The sequence below is a fragment of the Streptomyces sp. NPDC006879 genome (assembly GCF_042869595.1).
Lineage (GTDB): Bacteria > Actinomycetota > Actinomycetes > Streptomycetales > Streptomycetaceae > Streptomyces.
This window is the reverse complement of record NZ_JBIAGC010000004.1, coordinates 45,308-63,951: the sequence shown is the minus strand read 5'-3', so window position 1 is coordinate 63,951 and position 18,644 is coordinate 45,308. Positions and strand designations below refer to the sequence as shown.

General features: G+C 70.9%; 20 protein-coding genes and 1 riboswitch. Of the genes, 10 read left to right on the top strand and 10 right to left on the bottom strand.

Annotation, left to right across the window (positions count from 1 at the left end):
• From cobO to ACFYMC_RS04730, 6 genes are all read right to left on the bottom strand, one after another.
• Window positions 1-600, bottom strand: a complete 600-nt coding sequence (cobO, locus tag ACFYMC_RS04755) for a cob(I)yrinic acid a,c-diamide adenosyltransferase (protein ID WP_388518818.1) — start codon at window positions 598-600, stop codon at window positions 1-3.
• Window positions 600-2,741 carry a putative cobaltochelatase gene (locus tag ACFYMC_RS04750; RefSeq protein ID WP_388518815.1) on the bottom strand — a complete coding sequence of 714 codons (2,142 nt, stop codon included), beginning with the start codon at window positions 2,739-2,741 and terminating at the stop codon, window positions 600-602. Before ACFYMC_RS04750 ends, cobO begins: the two co-directional genes overlap by 1 nt.
• Window positions 2,738-4,300 (bottom strand): cobyric acid synthase, encoded by a 1,563-nt coding sequence (locus ACFYMC_RS04745; RefSeq protein ID WP_388518812.1) that lies wholly within the window; start codon window positions 4,298-4,300, stop codon window positions 2,738-2,740. Before ACFYMC_RS04745 ends, ACFYMC_RS04750 begins: the two co-directional genes overlap by 4 nt.
• Window positions 4,297-5,271: a cobalamin biosynthesis protein gene (locus ACFYMC_RS04740; protein WP_388518809.1), complete on the bottom strand. Its 975-nt coding sequence runs from the start codon at window positions 5,269-5,271 to the stop codon at window positions 4,297-4,299. Before ACFYMC_RS04740 ends, ACFYMC_RS04745 begins: the two co-directional genes overlap by 4 nt.
• Window positions 5,272-5,400: 129 nt before the next feature.
• A riboswitch (cobalamin riboswitch) is annotated at window positions 5,401-5,474 on the bottom strand.
• Window positions 5,475-5,667: 193 nt separating this feature from the next.
• The gene (locus ACFYMC_RS04735) at window positions 5,668-5,889 is read right to left on the bottom strand and encodes a hypothetical protein (RefSeq protein ID WP_388518806.1); all 222 of its coding nucleotides are present in this window, start codon (window positions 5,887-5,889) and stop codon (window positions 5,668-5,670) included.
• Window positions 5,890-5,917: 28 nt separating this feature from the next.
• Complete coding sequence (locus ACFYMC_RS04730) at window positions 5,918-7,186, bottom strand: anion permease (protein ID WP_388518805.1); 1,269 nt, start codon at window positions 7,184-7,186, stop codon at window positions 5,918-5,920.
• A 297-nt stretch (window positions 7,187-7,483) separates the two neighbouring features.
• Here ACFYMC_RS04730 and ACFYMC_RS04725 point away from each other — a divergent pair, with 297 nt between their 5' ends.
• Window positions 7,484-8,608 (top strand): alpha/beta hydrolase, encoded by a 1,125-nt coding sequence (locus ACFYMC_RS04725; RefSeq protein WP_388518802.1) that lies wholly within the window; start codon window positions 7,484-7,486, stop codon window positions 8,606-8,608.
• A gap of 130 nt (window positions 8,609-8,738) precedes the next feature.
• The gene (locus tag ACFYMC_RS04720) at window positions 8,739-10,184 is read left to right on the top strand and encodes a hypothetical protein (RefSeq protein WP_388518799.1); all 1,446 of its coding nucleotides are present in this window, start codon (window positions 8,739-8,741) and stop codon (window positions 10,182-10,184) included.
• Between the two features lie 39 nt (window positions 10,185-10,223).
• Here ACFYMC_RS04720 and ACFYMC_RS04715 read toward each other — a convergent pair whose 3' ends face one another.
• Window positions 10,224-10,622, bottom strand: a complete 399-nt coding sequence (locus ACFYMC_RS04715) for a VOC family protein (protein ID WP_388518796.1) — start codon at window positions 10,620-10,622, stop codon at window positions 10,224-10,226.
• A 349-nt stretch (window positions 10,623-10,971) separates the two neighbouring features.
• Between ACFYMC_RS04715 and ACFYMC_RS04710 the strand changes: the two genes are divergently transcribed.
• From ACFYMC_RS04710 to amaP, 8 genes are all read left to right on the top strand, one after another.
• Window positions 10,972-12,570, top strand: a complete 1,599-nt coding sequence (locus ACFYMC_RS04710; protein ID WP_388518794.1) for an ABC-F family ATP-binding cassette domain-containing protein — start codon at window positions 10,972-10,974, stop codon at window positions 12,568-12,570.
• A gap of 381 nt (window positions 12,571-12,951) precedes the next feature.
• Window positions 12,952-13,173, top strand: coding sequence for a helix-turn-helix domain-containing protein (locus ACFYMC_RS04705; RefSeq protein WP_388518791.1), 222 nt, complete (start codon window positions 12,952-12,954; stop codon window positions 13,171-13,173).
• A 158-nt stretch (window positions 13,174-13,331) separates the two neighbouring features.
• Window positions 13,332-14,129, top strand: a complete 798-nt coding sequence (locus ACFYMC_RS04700; RefSeq protein ID WP_388518789.1) for an enoyl-CoA hydratase/isomerase family protein — start codon at window positions 13,332-13,334, stop codon at window positions 14,127-14,129.
• A 173-nt stretch (window positions 14,130-14,302) separates the two neighbouring features.
• Complete coding sequence (locus ACFYMC_RS04695) at window positions 14,303-14,749, top strand: Asp23/Gls24 family envelope stress response protein (RefSeq protein WP_388518787.1); 447 nt, start codon at window positions 14,303-14,305, stop codon at window positions 14,747-14,749.
• A 25-nt stretch (window positions 14,750-14,774) separates the two neighbouring features.
• The gene (locus tag ACFYMC_RS04690; protein ID WP_388518784.1) at window positions 14,775-14,966 is read left to right on the top strand and encodes a hypothetical protein; all 192 of its coding nucleotides are present in this window, start codon (window positions 14,775-14,777) and stop codon (window positions 14,964-14,966) included.
• A 90-nt stretch (window positions 14,967-15,056) separates the two neighbouring features.
• Entirely contained in the window at window positions 15,057-15,347 is a 291-nt protein-coding gene (locus tag ACFYMC_RS04685) for a hypothetical protein (RefSeq protein WP_388518781.1), read from the top strand.
• Complete coding sequence (locus tag ACFYMC_RS04680; RefSeq protein ID WP_388518778.1) at window positions 15,344-15,973, top strand: DUF6286 domain-containing protein; 630 nt, start codon at window positions 15,344-15,346, stop codon at window positions 15,971-15,973. Before ACFYMC_RS04685 ends, ACFYMC_RS04680 begins: the two co-directional genes overlap by 4 nt.
• A 7-nt stretch (window positions 15,974-15,980) precedes the next feature.
• A complete protein-coding gene (amaP, locus tag ACFYMC_RS04675) occupies window positions 15,981-16,535 on the top strand; it encodes an alkaline shock response membrane anchor protein AmaP (RefSeq protein ID WP_388518775.1) in 555 nt (184 codons plus the stop codon).
• Between the two features lie 38 nt (window positions 16,536-16,573).
• Here the strand turns inward: amaP and ACFYMC_RS04670 are convergent, their stop codons facing one another.
• The 3 genes from ACFYMC_RS04670 to ACFYMC_RS04660 all read right to left on the bottom strand — a co-directional run bounded on the left by ACFYMC_RS04670 (window position 16,574) and on the right by ACFYMC_RS04660 (window position 18,615).
• Window positions 16,574-17,329, bottom strand: coding sequence for an SDR family oxidoreductase (locus ACFYMC_RS04670; protein ID WP_388518773.1), 756 nt, complete (start codon window positions 17,327-17,329; stop codon window positions 16,574-16,576).
• Window positions 17,330-17,527: 198 nt separating this feature from the next.
• On the bottom strand, window positions 17,528-18,334 hold the full coding sequence (locus ACFYMC_RS04665) for an SURF1 family protein (protein WP_388518770.1): 807 nt from the start codon (window positions 18,332-18,334) through the stop codon (window positions 17,528-17,530).
• Between the two features lie 47 nt (window positions 18,335-18,381).
• On the bottom strand, window positions 18,382-18,615 hold the full coding sequence (locus ACFYMC_RS04660; RefSeq protein ID WP_388518767.1) for a hypothetical protein: 234 nt from the start codon (window positions 18,613-18,615) through the stop codon (window positions 18,382-18,384).
• Between the last annotated feature and the right edge of the window lie 29 nt (window positions 18,616-18,644).

Below are 18,644 nucleotides of genomic sequence, written 5' to 3'. Positions count from 1 at the left end.
TCACCACTCGATGCCCTTCTGGCCCTTCTGGCCGGCGTCCATCGGGTGTTTGACCTTGGTCATCTCGGTGACCAGGTCGGCGAACTCGACCAGCTTCGCCGGCGCGTTGCGGCCGGTGATCACCACGTGCTGTGAGCCGGGACGGCTCCGGAGCACTTCGATCACCTCATCGGTGTCGATCCATCCCCAGTGCAGCGGGTAGGCGAACTCGTCCAGCACATAGAGCCGGTGGGATTCCGCGGCCAAGTCACGTTTGACCTGCTCCCAGCCCTCCCGGGCCGCCTGCTCGTTGTCGAGTTGGGCGTCCCGCTGCACCCAGGACCACCCCTCGCCCATCTTGTGCCAGACGACCGGGCCGCCTTCCCCGCTCGCGCCGAGCACCTTGAGCGCGTTCTCCTCGCCGACCTTCCACTTCGCGGACTTCACGAACTGGAAGACCCCGATGGGCCAGCCTTGATTCCAGGCGCGCAGCGCCAGGCCGAAGGCTGCCGTGGACTTGCCCTTGCCCGGGCCGGTGTGCACGAACACCAGTGGTCGGTTGCGGCGCTGGCGGGTGGTGAGTCCGTCGTCCGGTATCACGGTCGGCTGTCCCTGCGGCATTACGCGGCCCTCCTGTTGGCGGTGCGATGACTTCCCTGTACGTCCTTCACCAGGCCCGCGATCGAATCGGCCCGCAGCCCGTCAAGGGTGACGGCCGTGCCTCCCAGATCCCGGGCGAGTTCTGCGGCGAGCCCCAGACGCACCGGCCCGGACTCGCAGTCGACCACCACCGAGGCGGTGCCCGCGGCGTTCAGCAGGCGTGCGGCGCGGCCGGCCAGGCCGCGCGCATCGCCACCGGCACCCGGGCCCGCCCCGGTGGCCGCCGATGTCGCCCGGCCGTCGGTCACCACCACGAGCAGTGCCCGGCGGGAGGGATCGCGCAGCCGCTCAAGGCGGAGCACCTCGTGGGCTCGGAGCAGACCTGCGGCCAGTGGGGTACGACCGCCGGTCGGCAGTTGCTCCAGCCGGGCCGCCGCCGCATCGACGGAGGAGGTCGGGGGCAGCGCGAGCTCTGCCGTCGAACCACGGAAGGAGATCAGGCCCACCTTGTCGCGCCGTTGGTAGGCGTCGATCAGCAGGGACAGCACCGCGCCCTTGACCGCGCCCATCCGCTTGCGTGCGGCCATGGAGCCGGAGGCGTCGACGGCGAACAGAACGAGGTTGCCCTCACGCCCTTCGCGGACCGCCTGGCGTAGATCCTCCCGGCGCACCACCAGTCCCGGCCCGGAGCGTCCGCGGGCGTGCTGATGGGGTGCGGCGGCTTGCACGGTGGCCGCCAGGTGCAGCTTGGTGAGTTGACCGCGAGGGCGGTGCGCGCCCGTGGTGCGACCGTGCGCGGTCCTGGCCCGCGAGCGCCTGCCGGCGGCTCCTTCGCCGAGCCCGGGCACGCTCAGCGCCTTGGCGCGAAAGGGAGCTGCTGCTCGCACCGGTGCCTGTTCGGCCGGCTCGGACTGGGCCCGAGGGGAGTCGGCGGGCGCCGGTTCGGACGGCGACTGGGGGCTCGGCGGATGCTCGGCAGGGAGCTCGCCCGGCGGTGCGTCGCCCTGGGGTGGGATGCCGCCGCCGTCCCCTCCGCCGCCGTCCCCTCCGCCGCCGTCCGGTCCGTCATCCTCGGGTTCGCTGCCCTCGGGTCCGTCACCGTCCGGATTCGGGTCGTCGGGCTCCGGCTCATCCTCGAACTCGTCCAGAATCCGGTCCAGCAGGTCCTCGTCCAGCCCCGGTGCGTCAAAGGGGTTGCGCCGGCGCCGGTGCGGGAGCGCGAGGAGCGCGGCCTGGCGCACGTCCTCCTTGAGTACACCACTGCGCCCCGCCCAGGCGGCCAGCGCCGTGGCGGTCCTGGCCATCACGATGTCCGCCCGCATCCCGTCGACTTCGAAGGCGGCGCAGACAGCGGCGATCTGACGCAGTGCACCGTCTCCCAGCACCACCTGCGACAGCAGCGCCCGGGCCGCGGTGATCCGCTCCCGTAGTGCTGCCTCCTGCCCCTCCCACCGCACGGCGAAGGCAGCGGGGTCGTCCTCGTAGGCCAGTCGCCGCCGGACCACCTCGACCCGCTGCTCCGGCTCTCGGGACGCGGCGACCTCGACGGTCAGACCGAACCGGTCGAGCAACTGCGGCCGTAGCTCGCCCTCTTCCGGGTTCATCGTGCCCACGAGGAGGAAGCGTGCGGCGTGCCGGACCGAGACCCCCTCGCGTTCGACGTAGGAGGCGCCCATCGCGGCGGCGTCCAACAGCAGGTCGATGAGGTGGTCGTGCAGCAGGTTGACCTCGTCGACGTAGAGGATGCCGCGGTGCGCGTCCGCCAACAGCCCCGGCTCGAAGGCCTTCACCCCTTCGGCCAGGGCGCGTTCGATGTCCAACGCGCCGACCAGCCGGTCCTCCGAAGCCCCGACCGGGAGCTCGACCATCCGGGTCTGCCGCTGGCTCCCGCCGTCCCTCTCGTGTGGACCGTCGGGACAGCCGGGGTCGGGGGCGCTCGGCGCACAGGAGAAGCGGCACCCGCTGACCACCTGCACCTGCGGCATCAGTGAGGAAAGCGCACGCACGGCGGTGGATTTGGCGGTGCCCTTCTCGCCGCGCACCAGAACCCCGCCCACTGCGGGAGAGACAGCGTTCAACAGCAGACCGAGGCGCAGGTCGTCCATGCCCACGATCGCGGTGAACGGGTAGTGCGGTGCCTGGTGGCTCTGCCGGTCGTTCATGAAGGTGCCCCCGGAGCGATGAAGGGGAGACCGGCGGGCGCGCCGGCCTCGATCAGGCGCAGCAGCGCCTCGGTGTCAGCGTGTTCCTCGATCAGGTCTCCCAGGACGTCGAGTTGTTCCTCGCGCAGCCTGGCGAAGCCGGTGTCGGGGGCGGGGACGAAACGGCGGCCTGCGGCAGTGGCCACCTCGCGCAGGAACGCCCGGCGGAAGCCGTCGCTCTCCAAGGAGCCGTGCCAGTGCGTGCCCCAGACCGAGCCGACCCGGCAACCGTCCAGGAAGGCTTCACCGCCCAGGACTTCGGCGATGCCGTGATGGATCTCGTAGCCCTCGACTGGTTCTCCCAGCGCCTCGCCGACCGGCCGGGCCAGGGTCTTCCCGGGTGCGAAACGGACCCGCACCGGGAGTAGACCCAGGCCCTTGACCGTGCCCTCCCGGGATTCCACCTCGTCCTCGATCACTTCCCCCAGGGCCTGGAAGCCGCCGCAGATGCCGAGCACCGGCCGGCCCTGTGCTGCCCGGCGGGCCAGCTCCGCGGCGAGCCCGCGCTCGCGTAGCCAGGCCAGCGCCCTGACCGTGCCCCGGGTGCCCGGCACGACCACCAGGTCGGCGTCGGCGAGTTCCTCGGCGCGGTCGACGAAGCGGACCACCACGCCCGGTTCGGCGGCCAGGGCGTCGACGTCGGTGAAGTTCGACATCAGTGGCACCGCACAGACCGCGACCCGCAGCACCTCTTCGCCGACAGGCAGTGCGACGAGGGACTCGCGGACGGTGCCGCGCAGGGACACGCGCAGACCGTCCTCCTCGTCGATGCCCAGCCCGTGTCGATGGGGCAGGACACCGAAGGTGCCCCGGCCGGTCAGCTCGCGCAGCATCCTGAGCCCCGGCTCAAGCAACGCGACGTCCCCACGGAACTTGTTGACCAGGTAGCCGGCGATCAGCGCCTGGTCCTCGGCGGCGAGGAGGGCCGTAGTACCGAAGAACGAGGCGAAGACCCCACCGCGGTCGATGTCGCCGACCACCACGACCGGGAAGCGGGCGGCTCGGGCTATGCCCATGTTGACGATGTCGGTTCGGCGCAGGTTGATCTCGGCGGGTGAACCCGCTCCCTCGCAGATCACAGCGTCATACGTGCCCCGCAGCTGCTCCAGGCAGTCCGTGACCGTCCCGAGCAGCGACTCGCGTCGCCCGCCACGCAGGTCGCCCGCGCGTTCCCCCGCCGTACCGAAGTAGCCCCGGGCGCTCATCTCACCCACGGGCTTGCCCAGTAGGACCACCTGGCTGCTGCGGTCCCCACCGGGTTTGAGGAGGACGGGGTTCATCAACGCGGTCGGCTCGATCCGGGCGGCCTGTGCCTGCATGGCCTGGGCGCGTCCGATCTCGGCACCTTCGAGGGTCACGAAGGAGTTCAACGACATGTTCTGCGCTTTGAAGGGGGCCACTTTGACGCCCTGGCGCACCAGCCACCGGCAGATCCCGGCGGTGACCACGCTCTTGCCCGCGTCGGAGGTGGTCCCGGCGACCAGGAGTCCGCCCCCGAGAGCCCGTGCGGTGCCGCTCATGTCGATCCCTTCTTCAGTGGGCGGTTGCCCGACAGCCGTGCGGCAAGGAGCCTGCCGGCGACGCTGGCGCCGAGAGCGATCCAGGTGACCTGCCGGGACAGGCGCACGGCCCGCTCGATGTCCGCCACCTCCACCGGTCGGCCCGTCGCCCCGCCCAGCACGGCGCGGTGCTCCACCCGGCCCCCGTAGGAGAGGCTGCCCCCGAGACGGACGCCGAGCGCGCCGGCGAATGCCGACTCCACCGGTCCGGCGTTGGGGCTCGGGTGTCGGTGGGCGTCGCGTCTCCAGGCCCGCAGCGCGCTACGGCGGTGCGGGCCGGCGAGTACGGCGGCGGCTGCGGTGAGGCGGGCTCCGGGCCAGCCGAGCAGGTCGTCCAGTCGGGCGGAGGCCCAGCCGTAGCGCAGGTAGCGGGGCGAGCGGTGACCGACCATCGCGTCCAGGGTGTTGACGGCCCTGAAGGCCACCAGCCCGGGCACTCCGCCCACGGCACCCCACACCAGGGCGCCGACGACGGCGTCCGAGGTGTTCTCGGCGACGGACTCCACGACGGCCCGGGCCATCTGTTGGCCGTCCAGCTCCTGCGGGTCGCGGCCACACAGGTGCGGCAGCCTCGCCCGGGCGGCAGTGGTGTCTCCGGCGGCCAGTGCGGTGCCGATGGCGCGGGCCTCCCGCGTCAGGGAGGTTCCGCCGACCACGGCCCAGGTGGTTGCTGCGGTCAGGGCGATCTTGGTGAGGGGGGATCGCCGGCGTACCGCCCGGGCGGCCAAAGACGCCACGACGGTGGCACCCCCGGCGCACACCACGGTGTGCAGCGCACCCCAGCCACGGTGCGCGCGCCACAAGGCGCCCTCCACGGTGTTGGCGGCGCGGCCGTACAGCGCGACCGGATGCCCGCGGCGCGGGTCGCCGAGGAGCAGGTCACCGATCAGGCCAACGGTGGTGCCGTAGACGAATACACGTTCAGCACGCACGGGTCATCCGGCCGATGCGCCTCGGCGGGAGGTCAGGGGCGTACGGGATGGACTGCTGCGGCGGTGGCCGGGCATGGCGGTAGGTCCTCACTCAGGGTCCGCGCCCTGGTTCGACGTGACCGGCGGTGAGAGTTCCTGGCTCCCGGAGGTGTCTTTCCGGTGACAGTGGCGGGACCGCGCCGGATTCGCACCGGACTTCCTCTCCTGCCGCCGTGATGGCTCGGGGAAGTCCACCACGCTCCGCTGGGCCCGTCAACTCACCGCTGACCTGCGAAGGGCGGGGGTCGGCGGGTGCCGGCGCGAGCGCTGGCCGGCCGTACGCCGAACTCCCCCGGCGAGCCCGTGAGGGCCCTTGCCGGGGGAGCGGGGGACGGGTGTTCGCCGGGGGAGCCAGGCTCAGGTGACGATCAGGTAGATCCCGTAAGAGACGGCCACCGCGCAGAGCGCGAAGCAGGCGTAGGCGCCGGAGCGGGCCAGCCCTGCCGATCCGCCCTGTTCGGTGGCGGTCTCGTGGCGGGAGAGCCCTGCGATACCGAGGGTGAACAGGGCCACGAGCGCCACGGTGACCGTGAGGCTGACACCGAAGACGGTGCCGAGAGCTACCCAGTCGATCTTCATGCGATGAATCCTTCGTCTTCTCTGGTGCTCAGAGCGCGGTGGCCGGGGCTGCCGGGGTCTCTCCGCCGGTTGCCGGGGCTGTCGGGGCCAAGATGGTGGCCTTCAGGTCCCCGTCCTCGGCGGCGGCGCCGGTCGGCGGCGGAGTGACGGCGGCCATGGCGGTGGTGACCACTCCGGCGGGCTCGGCGTCGGCCGTCTCGATCTCGTTGACGTTGTGGTGGCTGATCACCTGGCGGCGGGAGATCACCCAGATGGCCAGGCAGGAAGCGATCAGGAAGACGGCGACCGCGGCCACGCCCCAGTCGCCCTGGCGGGTGACCAGTTCAGCACCGGCGGAAACGGCCGCGGCGGCGGGCAGGGTCAGGCCCCAGGCCACGAACATCCGGGTCGCGGTGGACCAGCGGACCACTCCGCCCTTGCGTCCGAGGCCGGCGCCCATGACGGCACCGGAGCAGGAGTGGGTGGTAGAGAGGGAGAAGCCGAGGTTCGACGAGGCGAGGATGACGCTCGCGGCGGAGGTCTGGGCGGCGAAGCCCTGCTGCGGCTGGAGGTCGGTCAGGCCCTTGCCCATGGTGCGGATGATGCGCCAGCCACCGAGGTAGGTACCCATCGCGATGGCGAGGCCGGCCGAGACGATGACCCAGACCGGCGGGTTGGAGCCGGGAGCGAGGGCGCCACCGGTGACCAGGGCCAGCGTGATGATGCCCATCGTCTTCTGGGCGTCGTTGGTGCCGTGGGCCAGGGAGACCAGGCCCGCGGAGGCGATCTGGCCCGAGCGGTAGCCCTTGGCGGAAGCCTTGGCCGTGGTGCTGGCACCCAGCTTGTACGTGGCCTTGGTGGCCAACATCGCGGCGAGGCCGGCCACGAGCGGTGCGGCGATCGCGGGGATGAGGACCTTGGTGATCACGACGCCACCGTTGACGGCGCCGATACCGGCGGACGCGATCGCGGCACCCACGAGGCCGCCCATCAAGGCGTGCGAGGAGCTGGAGGGGAGTCCGACCAGCCAGGTGACGAGGTTCCACAAGATGGCGCCGACGAGCGCCGCGAAGATCACCTCGGGCTGGATGCCTTCCTCGTTGACGAGTCCGCTGGAGATCGTCTTGGCGACCTCCACCGACAGGAACGCGCCGACCAGGTTCAGCACGGCGGACATGGCCACCGCAGTCTTGGGCTTGAGAGCGCCGGTCGAGATGGTCGTGGCCATCGCGTTGGCAGTGTCGTGGAAACCGTTCGTGAAGTCGAACACGAGAGCGGTGACGATCACGATTCCGAGGAGGAGCGTGATGTGTTCCATTTACCCAGGCTTCTATTTGATGTCAGTGGCTCGGCGACCGTAGGCAACCTGGGTGAACGGGAGATGAACTGAACGGGACGTTGGGGTGTCTCTGGTCGACCATCGGACATCCAGCTTGCCGACATATAACCGAATCATCCAAATATATGCAGGTCAGAAGGGGGTGAACGGTCAGGCTTCCGGCCATTCTGGATCACTCAGCGCCACCCCGCGGAACCCGCGAAGAGAGCCAGATCACGCCCACCGGCGCCACCGTCCCGGCTGGCCCGGTCAGCCACCGGCGCCGACACTGGAGCGGTGCGTACCGCAAGAGCGACGTCAGTAGCCGTGACCGCCCTCATCGGCGCCGGCGCAGCCGTGGCCGCCGCCGGCCGGTACGCCGGCGACATGGCACTGCGGCCCGCCCCCGGCCGCCCACTGCCCGGCACCCCCCGGCTCAGCGTCCACGCCACCGCACCCGGGCAGATCACCCTGACCCGGTCGCTGGCCTCGCTGCGCCCGGGCCGCTACGCCCTGGAGGGGCCCGGACTTCACGCCGTCATCGGTCCCGTCCTGCCCGACGCCCCCCGCGACCCGGACACCGTGGTGCGCCGGCTGGAGGGCGTCTCTCACGGCGACCTAACACCGGGTGCGCGAGTGTGGATCACCCCGCGGGTCCACCTCGGCGACCCCGGTTCGGCCCTCGGCCTGGATTGTGCCGATGTCGACGTCCCGGGAGAACTCGGGCCACTACCCGCCTGGTTCGTCCCGGCCGCCCGCGACACCTGGGTGATCACCGTGCACGGGCTGGGGGCCACCCGTGAACACCCCATGGTGGTGATGCCCTGCCTGAACGCCCTGAAGGTCCCGGTACTCGGCCTCGCCTACCGCAACGACCTGGGTGCCCCGCCCTCCCCGGACGGCCTCAGCCACCTCGGCGAATCCGAATGGCGAGACCTGGACGCCGCCCTGCGCTACGCCGTGCGCTTCGGCGCCCGGCGCGTCATCCTCTACGGCTGGTCCATCGGGGGCGCCATGGCCCTCAACGCCGCGTTGTACTCCTCCTTGCGGGCGCGCATCAGCGGGATCGTCCTCGACTCCCCCGTGCTCGACTGGCCCGCCACCTTGAGTGCCCTCGCCGTCGCCCGCCGGATCCCCGCGCCGCTGCTCCCCCTGGTCGCCCGCGCGGCCCGGGGGCGAGCCGGCCTACGGGCCGACCACGCGTCGCTCGCCACCCGCGCCTTGGGCCTCGGTCTGCCCATGCTGATCTTCCACGGCCCCGACGACCGGATCGCCCCCTGGGGTCACTCCAAGCGGCTGGCCGAAACCCGACCCGCCGTCACCTTGCACACCGTGCGGGGCGCCTCCCACGGCGCCATGTGGAACCCTCGCCCGCCGGCCTATGAAGAGGCGCTGCGCCGGTTCCTCACGCCCCTCATGTGACACCGCTCGAAACCGGCCCGGTGCCGCCTCATGCCAGGCGGGCGAGTTGTCCCGGTCTGTCGGGGGCGGGTCGGCGGCAATGGCTGGTTCCGTTTGGGCTTTCGGTCGGGTACGGGCGAGACTGCTCTCCGTGACGTCCCGAAAGCCTGATGAGCAGTTGGCGCGCGACTCCAGACTCCGACTCGTCTCCCCGCGTTCGGTCGCGGCGGCCCGCAAGGCCGTGACGGACCGCCGGACCCGCCCCGCGCCCAGGCCGCCAGCCGGCACCCCGGCCGCGCCGGAGCTGGCTGCCCGAGCCAGGGTCTCACTCGCCGACGCCGTGCGGCTGGCCCGTTGGGCGGACGAACGACTCGGCCCCACCTCCACCCACCGCCCCGGACCCGGCGGTGCCCTGTCGGAGGCAGCGGTCGAGGAGGCCGCGGTGAGCCTACGGCTGGACCCCGGGCAGATCCGCACCGGCTGGGACCGCGCGCGCCTGGCCGGGCTGGTGGAGGTGCACGGTGACAGTGCCCGCCCCGGCTGGCGGCTGCGCGCCTGGGACCGCGACGACACGGCCGTGCTGCGCGGCTGGGTCGCCCTCTTCGACGCCTGGTCGCTCTTCCACCCGGCGCCCGCGGACGTCGACGCCGCCGCCGTGGCCCAGGTGGTCGAGGCCGTGCCACAACTCCTGTCCCTGCTCCAACTCTCAGCGGGGCCAGTCACCTTCCCGGCTCTGCTGGATCTGCTCGAACAGCGCGTCGCGGAACTGCGCGACGAGCGCTGTGAGATCCCCGACGCGGACACCGAGGCGCCGATCGGCCCCGCCGTACCCCAGGGCGCCCCAGCGCCGACGGGTGACGCCCCGCTCCCGCCGCTGTTGGACTGGGCCCTGGACGGGCTGGCGGCTGTCGGCGCACTCACCCTGGAACGCGCGAGCCGGGCTCACGCACAGGCCACCCTCACCCCGCTGGGGAACTGGGCGGTGTGGGTCAAGCTGGAACAGATCTGCGTGGCTGCCCAGAGCCCCGCCGGGAACATCGAGCAGTCCGCCGCCGCCATGCTCCACGGGTGTGCCCGGCTCACCCCCGGCCCTGCCCGCGCCGAGTACCGGGCCTGGCTCGCCGCCCGGCCCGTCGGCAGTGCCGTCGCTGAACTCCTCGAAGCGGCCCGCGGTGAGGACGCGCTGCTCCGCGGGCTGGCGTTCGAGGCCCTGCGCGTGGTCGGCGCGCCGGCCGAGCCGGAGGTGCGTGCCGCCCTCGACGAGCCGGCACTGCGCCCCTACGCCCTGCTGTGGCTGGCTGAGTACGAAGGGGCCGACCCCGAGGACGCTCCCGCCGTGCTCACCCGGGAGGAGGCCACGTGGCTCTGGGTGGACACCGCCGCCGCCGTCGCTGACCACGGGGAGACGGAGCTGTTGGTGCGCCACCTCGACTCCGCCGTGCACACCACCGTGCCCCGACTGCTCCAGGAGGTCAGGGCCGTCGGGCACCCGCGGACGGTCCAGGTGCTGGTTGCCCTGGCCGCCGCCCACCCCGACCCGGCCCTCGCCAAGGCCGTCCGCCGGGCGGCCTTCCAGGTCCACACCGGGGGAGCCTGATCCCCTCGCGTGGGCCCGCCCCGCCGGGGGAGGGCTTGGTCAGGGGGCCGGTGCGTAGGTCCCGAAGCTCCAGATGTTGCCCTCGGGGTCCCGCGCCATGTAGTCGCGGGCCCCGTAGTCCTGGTCGGTCGGCTCCATCAGGATCTCCACCCCGTGCTCCACCGCCCTGCGGTAGTGCTCATCAACCCCTTCGACGACCACGTACACACCCGCCGCGCCGCGGTGCGCGCCCATCGCCTGCGCGAACAGGCTGCCGGTTTCGCTGCTCCCCAACATCACCACGCCATTGCCATAGGACAGTTCGGCGTGAGTGATCGAGCCGTCCTCCCCCTCGTGAACGGCCACCTGGGAGAACCCGAAGGACTCCGTCAGGAGCTTGATGGCCGCCCTCGCGTCCCGGTACAGCAGGGTGGGGCAGATCGACGGAGCTCCTGCCACGGCACCCACCTCCTCTCATGAACCGCCCGGCTGCGACCCGGGCCGTCTCGATGTGATCTACGGCACAGTGTTGCAGGGGGCACTGACAGTCAGTGGAAGGCGTTGCGCCGGGCCCTGCCGCCGACCCGGTAGCCGCTGGTCAACCACGCCGGCCACCATCGGGCCGATGTGTGCGTCCACGCGCCCCCGGAGCCTGTGCCGCGGGGGCCGTGATGGCGAAAAAGGGGTTGCGGCCCACCGGTAGACTGGCTGCATGGCGAATCTCCTTGTGCATTAGCGGCGTCGAAGCCCCGCATCCCGTCCCAAGTGCGCTGCCCTTCCGCCGCCCATACCGCCCTGGAGTATTTCCGTGATCACCGCCACCGGCGTCGAGCTGCGCGCCGGCGCCCGCGTCCTCATCGAGTCCGCTTCCTTCCGCATCGCCAAGGGCGACCGCATCGGCCTGGTGGGCCGCAACGGAGCGGGCAAGACCACCCTCACCAAGTGCCTCGCCGGCGAAGGACAACCCGCGGCCGGCAGCATCACCCGATCCGGTGAGGTCGGCTACCTTCCGCAGGATCCGCGAACCGGCGACCTGGAGATCCTGGCCCGCGACCGGATCCTGTCCGCCCGTGGCCTCGACGTACTCATCCGCAAGATGCGTATGAACGAGGAGCGCATCGCCAGCGGTACCGGTGCCACCCGTGAGAAGGCGTTGCGCCAGTACGAGCGCCAGGAGACGGAGTTCCTCACCAAGGGGGGCTACGCCGCCGAGGCGGAGGCGGCGACCATCGCCGCCGCACTGGGGTTGCCCGACCGCGTGCTCGGCCAGCCGCTGCACACCCTCTCCGGAGGCCAGCGGCGCCGGGTCGAACTCGCCCGCATCCTGTTCTCCGATGCCGACACCCTCCTCCTCGACGAACCCACCAACCACCTCGACGCCGATTCCATCGTCTGGCTGCGGGACTACCTGAAGACCTACCGCGGTGGCTTCATCGTGATCTCGCACGACGTCGACCTGGTCGAGACCGTGGTCAACAAGGTCTTCTACCTGGACGCCAACCGATCGGTGATCGACGTCTACAACATGGGCTGGAAGCTGTACCAGCAGCAGCGGGAGGCCGATGAGAAGCGTCGCAAGCGGGAGCGTCAGAACGCGGAGAAGAAGGCCGCGGCGCTGAACTCGCAGGCCGACAAGATGCGCGCCAAGGCCACCAAGACCGTTGCCGCGCAGAACATGGCCCGCCGCGCCGAGCGCCTGCTGTCCGGTCTTGATGCCGTGCGGGTGCAGGACAAGGTGGCCAAGTTGCGCTTCCCCGAGCCCGCCCCGTGCGGCAAGACCCCGTTGACCGCGGAGGGGCTGTCGAAGTCCTACGGCTCGCTGGAGATCTTCACGGATGTGGACCTCGCCATCGACAAGGGCTCCCGGGTGGTCATCCTCGGGCTGAACGGCGCGGGCAAGACCACGCTGCTGCGCCTGTTGGCCGGGGTGGAGAAGCCCGACACCGGAGAGGTCGCCCCGGGGCACGGACTCAAGCTCGGTTACTACGCGCAGGAACACGAGACCCTGGACCCGGAGCGGACGGTGCTGGAGAACATGCGGTCCTCTGCGCCGGACCTGGACCTGGTCGAGGTCCGCAAGACGCTGGGTTCCTTCCTCTTCTCCGGAGACGACGTGGACAAGCCGGCGGGGGTGCTCTCCGGTGGTGAGAAGACCCGCTTGGCCCTGGCCACCCTGGTCGTCTCCTCCGCCAACGTCCTGCTGCTGGACGAGCCGACGAACAACCTCGACCCGGCCAGCCGCGAGGAGATCCTGGGAGCCCTGCGCACCTACAAGGGCGCGGTCATCCTGGTCACGCACGATGAGGGAGCGGTGGACGCGCTGGAGCCGGAGCGGATCATCCTGCTTCCGGACGGCGTGGAGGACCTGTGGGGTAAGGAGTACCGCGATCTGGTGGCGCTCGCCTGATTTTCGAAGCCGGCAGCCGGCGTGCTGCCGGCCCGCCAGTCGCTTGATCGAAAGCCGGATGGATCATTCGGCGCATCGGCGCTCCTTCATCTGGGTGAGTAAGTCTCGTACTGCGTGACTCTGGACTTCGGGGCCGCGGATCCGGAATGGATCCGCGGCCCTTCGCGAGTGCCGCTTGCTCCTGGGGCGCTGACCTGCTGATTCGTTCATGGATGCAACCGGAAGCGATCTTCGAGATAAGTGGAACCTGGAATTCCCATTAGGTTCGCGTCCACCGCGCAGGAAAATGCCGTCCGACCGACCTTGCCGAATGGGTGGCCATCGAGCCCGGGAGGGGTGATCATGAGAAGTCCAGAGCGCACTTCCCATGAGGAGGACCGGGTGGCCGAGACTCTGAAGAAGGGCAGCCGGGTAACCGGCGCCGCGCGCGACAAGCTCGCGGCAGACCTGAAGCGAAAGTATGACTCCGGTGCGAGCATCCGGGCGTTGGCCGAGGAGACTGGCCGCTCCTACGGCTTCGTCCACCGGATGCTCAGTGAATCCGGAGTGGTGTTGCGCGGGCGCGGTGGTGCTACGCGCGGCAAGAAGGCGGCCACGGCCTGAGATCATGGCCGTGGTCGGTCGGGCCTGGTAGCGGGGTCTGACCGGAGAACCGCAGTCGGATGATCCTTGCAGTCTGGTGACCCCCGGTCGGCCGGCAGGCCGTCCGGGTGGTTACTGTGCAGTCACTTACTGCCTACTGCTCTCATCCGGAGGCGTTCATGGCTTCGCTCGAACCTGCCCTCGTCCTCGACAAGGACGGCGTACGGCTCACCGTCGACGACGCGGTCGCCACGGTTACGTTGACCAACCCGGCCAAGCGCAACGCCCAATCTCCCGCACTCTGGAGGGCGCTGTCGGAGGCCGGGCGGTCACTGCCCGGTGACGTAAGGGTGGTCGTACTGCGAGGTGAGGGCAAGTCCTTCTCCGCAGGGCTCGATCGACAGGCCTTCACCCCCGAAGGCTTTGAGGGGGAACCGTCCTTCCTTGATCTGGCACGCGGCTCCGACGCCGCGCTCGACGCCGTCATCGCCGAGTACCAGGAAGCCTTCACCTGGTGGCGGCGTCCGGACATCGTGTCGATCGCGGCCGTTCAGGGCCATGCCATCGGTGCGGGCTTCCAGCTGGCCCTCGCCTGTGACCTGCGGGTCGTTGCCCAGGACGTGCAGTTCGCGATGCGTGAGACCAGCCTCGGTCTGGTGCCGGACCTCACCGGTACCCATCCGCTGGTCTCCCTCGTCGGCTACGCCCGGGCGCTCGAAATCTGTGCCACGGGGCGTTTCGTGCACGCCGCGGAAGCCGAGCGCGCTGGTCTCGCCAACCTCGTGGTGGAGGCCGAAGAGCTGGACGGCGCGGTCTTGGACCTGGCTGCGGCCCTGATCGCCGCCCCACGGGACGCCGTGATCGAAACCAAGGCGCTGCTGGGGGGCGCCGCCAGCCGAGACTTCGAGCAGCAGCGCACCGCCGAACGAGCCGCGCAGGCGCGCAGGCTCCGTGACCTCGCGGGCGTCTCCGACTGACCCCCTCCGACCAAGGACCGTCGGGTCCAGCACATGCGTCCACGCCCGGCCGGGTTGACTCCGGCCGGGCGTCCTCATTGCTCCAGACACCCGCATAGCCGGGGCGCCAGGGGGCATGCGCACCTACTGTGGGCGAACAGAGCGAACCGTCAGGCCCGAAGGGACGCATGGCGATGACCGACACCCAATCAGGCCCTCTCTTCGACCAGCCCCCCCGAGGCGGCGGAGATCCGGCGACCCGCGGTCGCACCACCATCGCCGACGGCGTGGTGGAGAAGATCGCCGGGCTGGCAGCTCGGGAGGTGACGGGCGTGCACGCGCTCGGCGGTGGCAACTCCCGCAGTTTCGGTGCGGTGCGCGACCGGGTGCCCGGTAGTGGCTCGAAGTCCCTCACCCGTGGGGTTAAGGCCGAGGTCGGAGAGGTGCAGACCGCCCTCGACATGGAGATCGTCGTGGACTACGCGGTATCCATCGCCGCTGTGGCTCGGGACGTCCGGGAGAACGTGATCTCGTCCGTGGAGCGGATGACCGAGTTGGAAGTGGTCGAGGTCAACATCGCCGTGACCGACGTCAAATTGCCGGATGAGGACGAAGAGGCGCCGGAGTCGAGGCTTCAGTGAAGGGTTGGGCTGAGAGGAGCTCTGGATGAGTATGGCTGTGGCCTTCATGCTGGCCGGCATGGCCCTCGGGTTCGCCGGGTACTTCGGCGGGTTTCCTGCCTTCCTCTTGGTGGCGGCGCTGGGGGCGATCGGGTTCGTGGTGGGCCGTTTCCTGGACGGTGACCTGGAGCCGGGTGACTTCTTCCGCCCGCGTGAGCGCGACGAGCGGGGACGGTGAGCGGGGTTGGGTCAGCCGGCCGGAACACCGGTACCCCGGGCCGTAAGGGTCCCGTCCGCCGAACGTGGGGCCACTCACATCGCAGACCGGGTGGTCGCGAAGATCGCCGCACGGGCGGCCCGAGAGGCACTGACCGAGCACTCGTCCCTCCAAACGCCTCCGCACGCAACGGTGACCGTGCACCATGACATTGCTCGTGTACGCATCACATTGGAGCTTGACTACCCCTCCGATATTGGTGGCCAGTGTGCCGCCGTTCGCCGGGCGGTCGCGCACCGGATCGAGGAACTGGCCGGAATGGCGGTGCCGGAGGTGGACATCGAGGTGGAGCGGTTGCACGAGGTGCACCCCCTGCCGACCGTGCGAGGGAGGCTGCGATGAGCGCTGGCGCGCAGCAGCATGGTCTGCCCGGTACCGAGGCCACCCCCACCGAGGTCACCCCCACGGAGCGGGCCGCGGGCAGCGGGCGCCTCTGGTCGACGCGCCGGCTGCCAGCTGCGCTGGTGGCCTTCTTCATCCTGGGCACTACCGCCCTCTTCCTCTACGACCTCGCTGAGGTGCGGGCCCATCGCCCGGCGATGCACTGGCGTCGGGCGCTGACCGCGACGCTTGCCGAGCACCGGCTCGACGCGGGCTGGGTGGTCGCGGGTGCCGTGGGCTCACTGCTGCTGGGGGGCGGGCTGGTCTACCTCGCGGTGACACCGGGTCTTCGAGACCTGCTGCCCATGCGGCAGCCGGAGGGGGCTGAGGGCGTACGGGCCGCTCTGGACCGGAAGGCAGCCTGCGTACTGGTGCGGGACCGGGCCATGGAGGTGTCCGGAGTGCGAGCTGTACGCGTTCATATGGCTCGGTCACAGGTGACGGTGCACGTCGACTCGCATTTCCGGGAGCTTGCGGACGTACGGTCCGACCTCGACCACGTCATGGCGGTGGCGGTGGCGGAACTCGGCCTGGCAAGGACGCCGCAGGTGCGAATCCGAGTGAACCGCGCCAAGGAAAAGAGGTGAACTGGGCATGCTGAAGACGGTCAACCGGGCCCTCCTCGGGCTGACCGGGATCGTACTCCTGGCCTTCGGAGCCGTGCTGCTGACCGGGTCCTGGCCCTACGCGGGACGCACGGACGTCCTCCTCGACAGGGCAGAGCCGGAGCGTTGGCAGAGTGCGGGGTGGTGGTGGCCGGTGGTGCTCACCGGGCTCGCGCTGGCTGTCCTGCTCGCACTGTGGTGGTTCCTCGCCCAGCTCCGCCGCCCGGGCCCGGCCACGCTCCTGGTGGACACCGGCGACGGAGCGGGTGCGGTCCTTCGTGTACAGGCCCTTGAAGAGGTCATGGACCGGGAGGCCGAGCAGGTCGACGGCGTGGTGCGAGCCCGCATCACCCTGCACGGCCGTCGGGACGCGCCTACTGCCCGTGTCCGCCTGCTGCTCGAACCCTATGCGGTGCCCGCGGACGCCCTCACCGCACTGACCGGCCGGGCGCTCCTGCATGCCAGCCGTTCGACGCGCCTGAGCGGCATTCCCGCCGAGGTCCGTCTGACGGCTGTCAGCCGACGGGCTCGGCGGGTTACCTGAGGGCCCATGCCCCGGGCCACCAGAGCCCCGGCCGAAGGTCAGAACCCGTGGCGGGCGCCTCCGTCCACCGCGAGCATCGTGCCCGTCAGGTAGGAGGCGGCGGGGGAGAGCAGGAAGGCCGCGGTGCGTCCGAACTCCTCGGGGGTGCCGTAGCGGCGCAGTGGAATCTGGGACTCGTTGGCCGCGCGGGACGCGTCGGCGTCACCTGACAGGGCATCCAGCTCCCGCACCCGGTCCGTGTCGATCCGCGAGGGCAGTAGCCCGACGACACGGATCCCGCGGGGGCCGAGCTCGTCGGCCAGCGATTTGGCGAAGCCGGCCAGGCCCGGACGCAGGCCGTTGGAGACGGTCAGGCCCGGGATCGGCTCGTACACCGAGGCGGACAGCACGAAACCGATGACCCCGCCGTCCCCCAGCGAGGCCGCGGCGGCGCGGGCGAGGCGCACCGCACCCAGGAACACCGACTCGAAGGCGGTCGTCCACTGGGCGTCGGTGATGTCCGCCACGAAGCCCGGGGCCGGGCCGCCCACGCTGATGAGGACGCCGTCGAAGCGACCGAACTGGTCGCGGGCGGTGGTGATGAGCCGCTCGGCCGCACCGGGGTCGGCGTTGTCGGCACCCAGACCGATGGCCTGTGGGCCGAGTTCGGCGGCGGCGGCCTTGGCGCGCTCCTCGTCCCGGCCGGTGAGGACGACCTTGGCGCCCTCGGAGGTCAACTCGCGGGCCGCGGCGAACCCGAGACCACGAGTGGCTCCGGTCACCAGGTATGCGCGGTCTTTCAATCCAAGATCCATGCGCCCATCCTGCCGTGCCGCCACGGCGACTGACCAGTGCCCCCGACGGAGCGGGCCGGAAGCGCACCGACATCCCAGGCCCCACCTGCATGGCTTCGGGAGACGTGGAAACCCGCCGTGGCCGGGAGGACTTGAGGTCGGGGCCAGTGTTTCGGCCGCAGGGGTTCGCGACGGCTCGCCGACCCTTTCGCCACGGCGCTAGGACGCGGCGCTACCCACCGGCTCGGAGGCCGCGGTGGATGCGTTGCGGTGAGCGGCACGCTGTTCGCGTTCCCGGCGCTCGCGCCGTACCAGGATGATCCAGCCAAACGGTACCGCCGCCGCGAAGAGCCACCACTGTACGGCGTACGCCATGTGGGGGCCGATGGAGTCGTGATCCGGGTCGTTGATCGTCTCGGGGCTGCCACCGGGCGGGGCGGGGCGGGTCAACTCCACGTAGCCGCCGAGCACCGGGCGGGAGAGCAGGGCCGCCTGTTGGGTGCTGTTGATGAGCATGACCTGGCGGTCGGGAAGGCCGCTGAGGTCTTTGATGCCACTGGCGCCGGAGGTCTCGTCGGCCTTCAGCCGACCGGTGATCGTGACTTCATGGCCGGGGGCCGCAGGCACTGGGGGGAAGGCCCGCTGATCCTCCCCGGCGGGGACCCAGCCGCGGTTGACGAGGAGGACCTGCCCGTCGCGCAGGACCAGTGGGGTCAGGACGTGGAAGCCGACCCGGTCGTCGTTGGAAGTGCGGCGGCGTACGACCACCTCGTGCGACCTGTCGTAGGAGCCGGTGGCGGTGACCTGGCGCCAGTAGTCGGACCGCGGGACGGTGTGCCCGGGTGAGGTGAGTTCGGTGACGGGTACCGGTCCGGCGGCGAGGTTGTGCCCGAGCAGGTCGTTCTGGGCCACCCGGTGCTCATGACGGTGGAACTGCCAAAAGCCCAGCTTGACCATCGCGGGGATGAGGAGCAGGGCGAGCAGCGTGAAGCACACCCACTGCCGGGTCAACACAAAGCGGTACACCCCACGACGGTACCTCCCGGCCGTGGGGTGCTTGGGTGCAGGGGGCCTCACACCCTGTCCACGATGCCGGCCCTCCCCTCGGCGCGCGCGCAGTGTCCGCCGCAGTACCAGTGCCCCTCGACCTCGACGCCCTGGCCGATGATCTGGACCCGGCAGTGCTCGCAGATGGGTGCCATCCGGTGGATGGCGCAGGCGAAGCAGTCGAAGACGTGCACCGCGCCTTGTGCGTGGACCTCGAAGGACATGCCGTAGTCGTTTCCGCAAACCTCACAACGTGCCATGCGCCACAGGGTGGGACGCTTCGACGGTG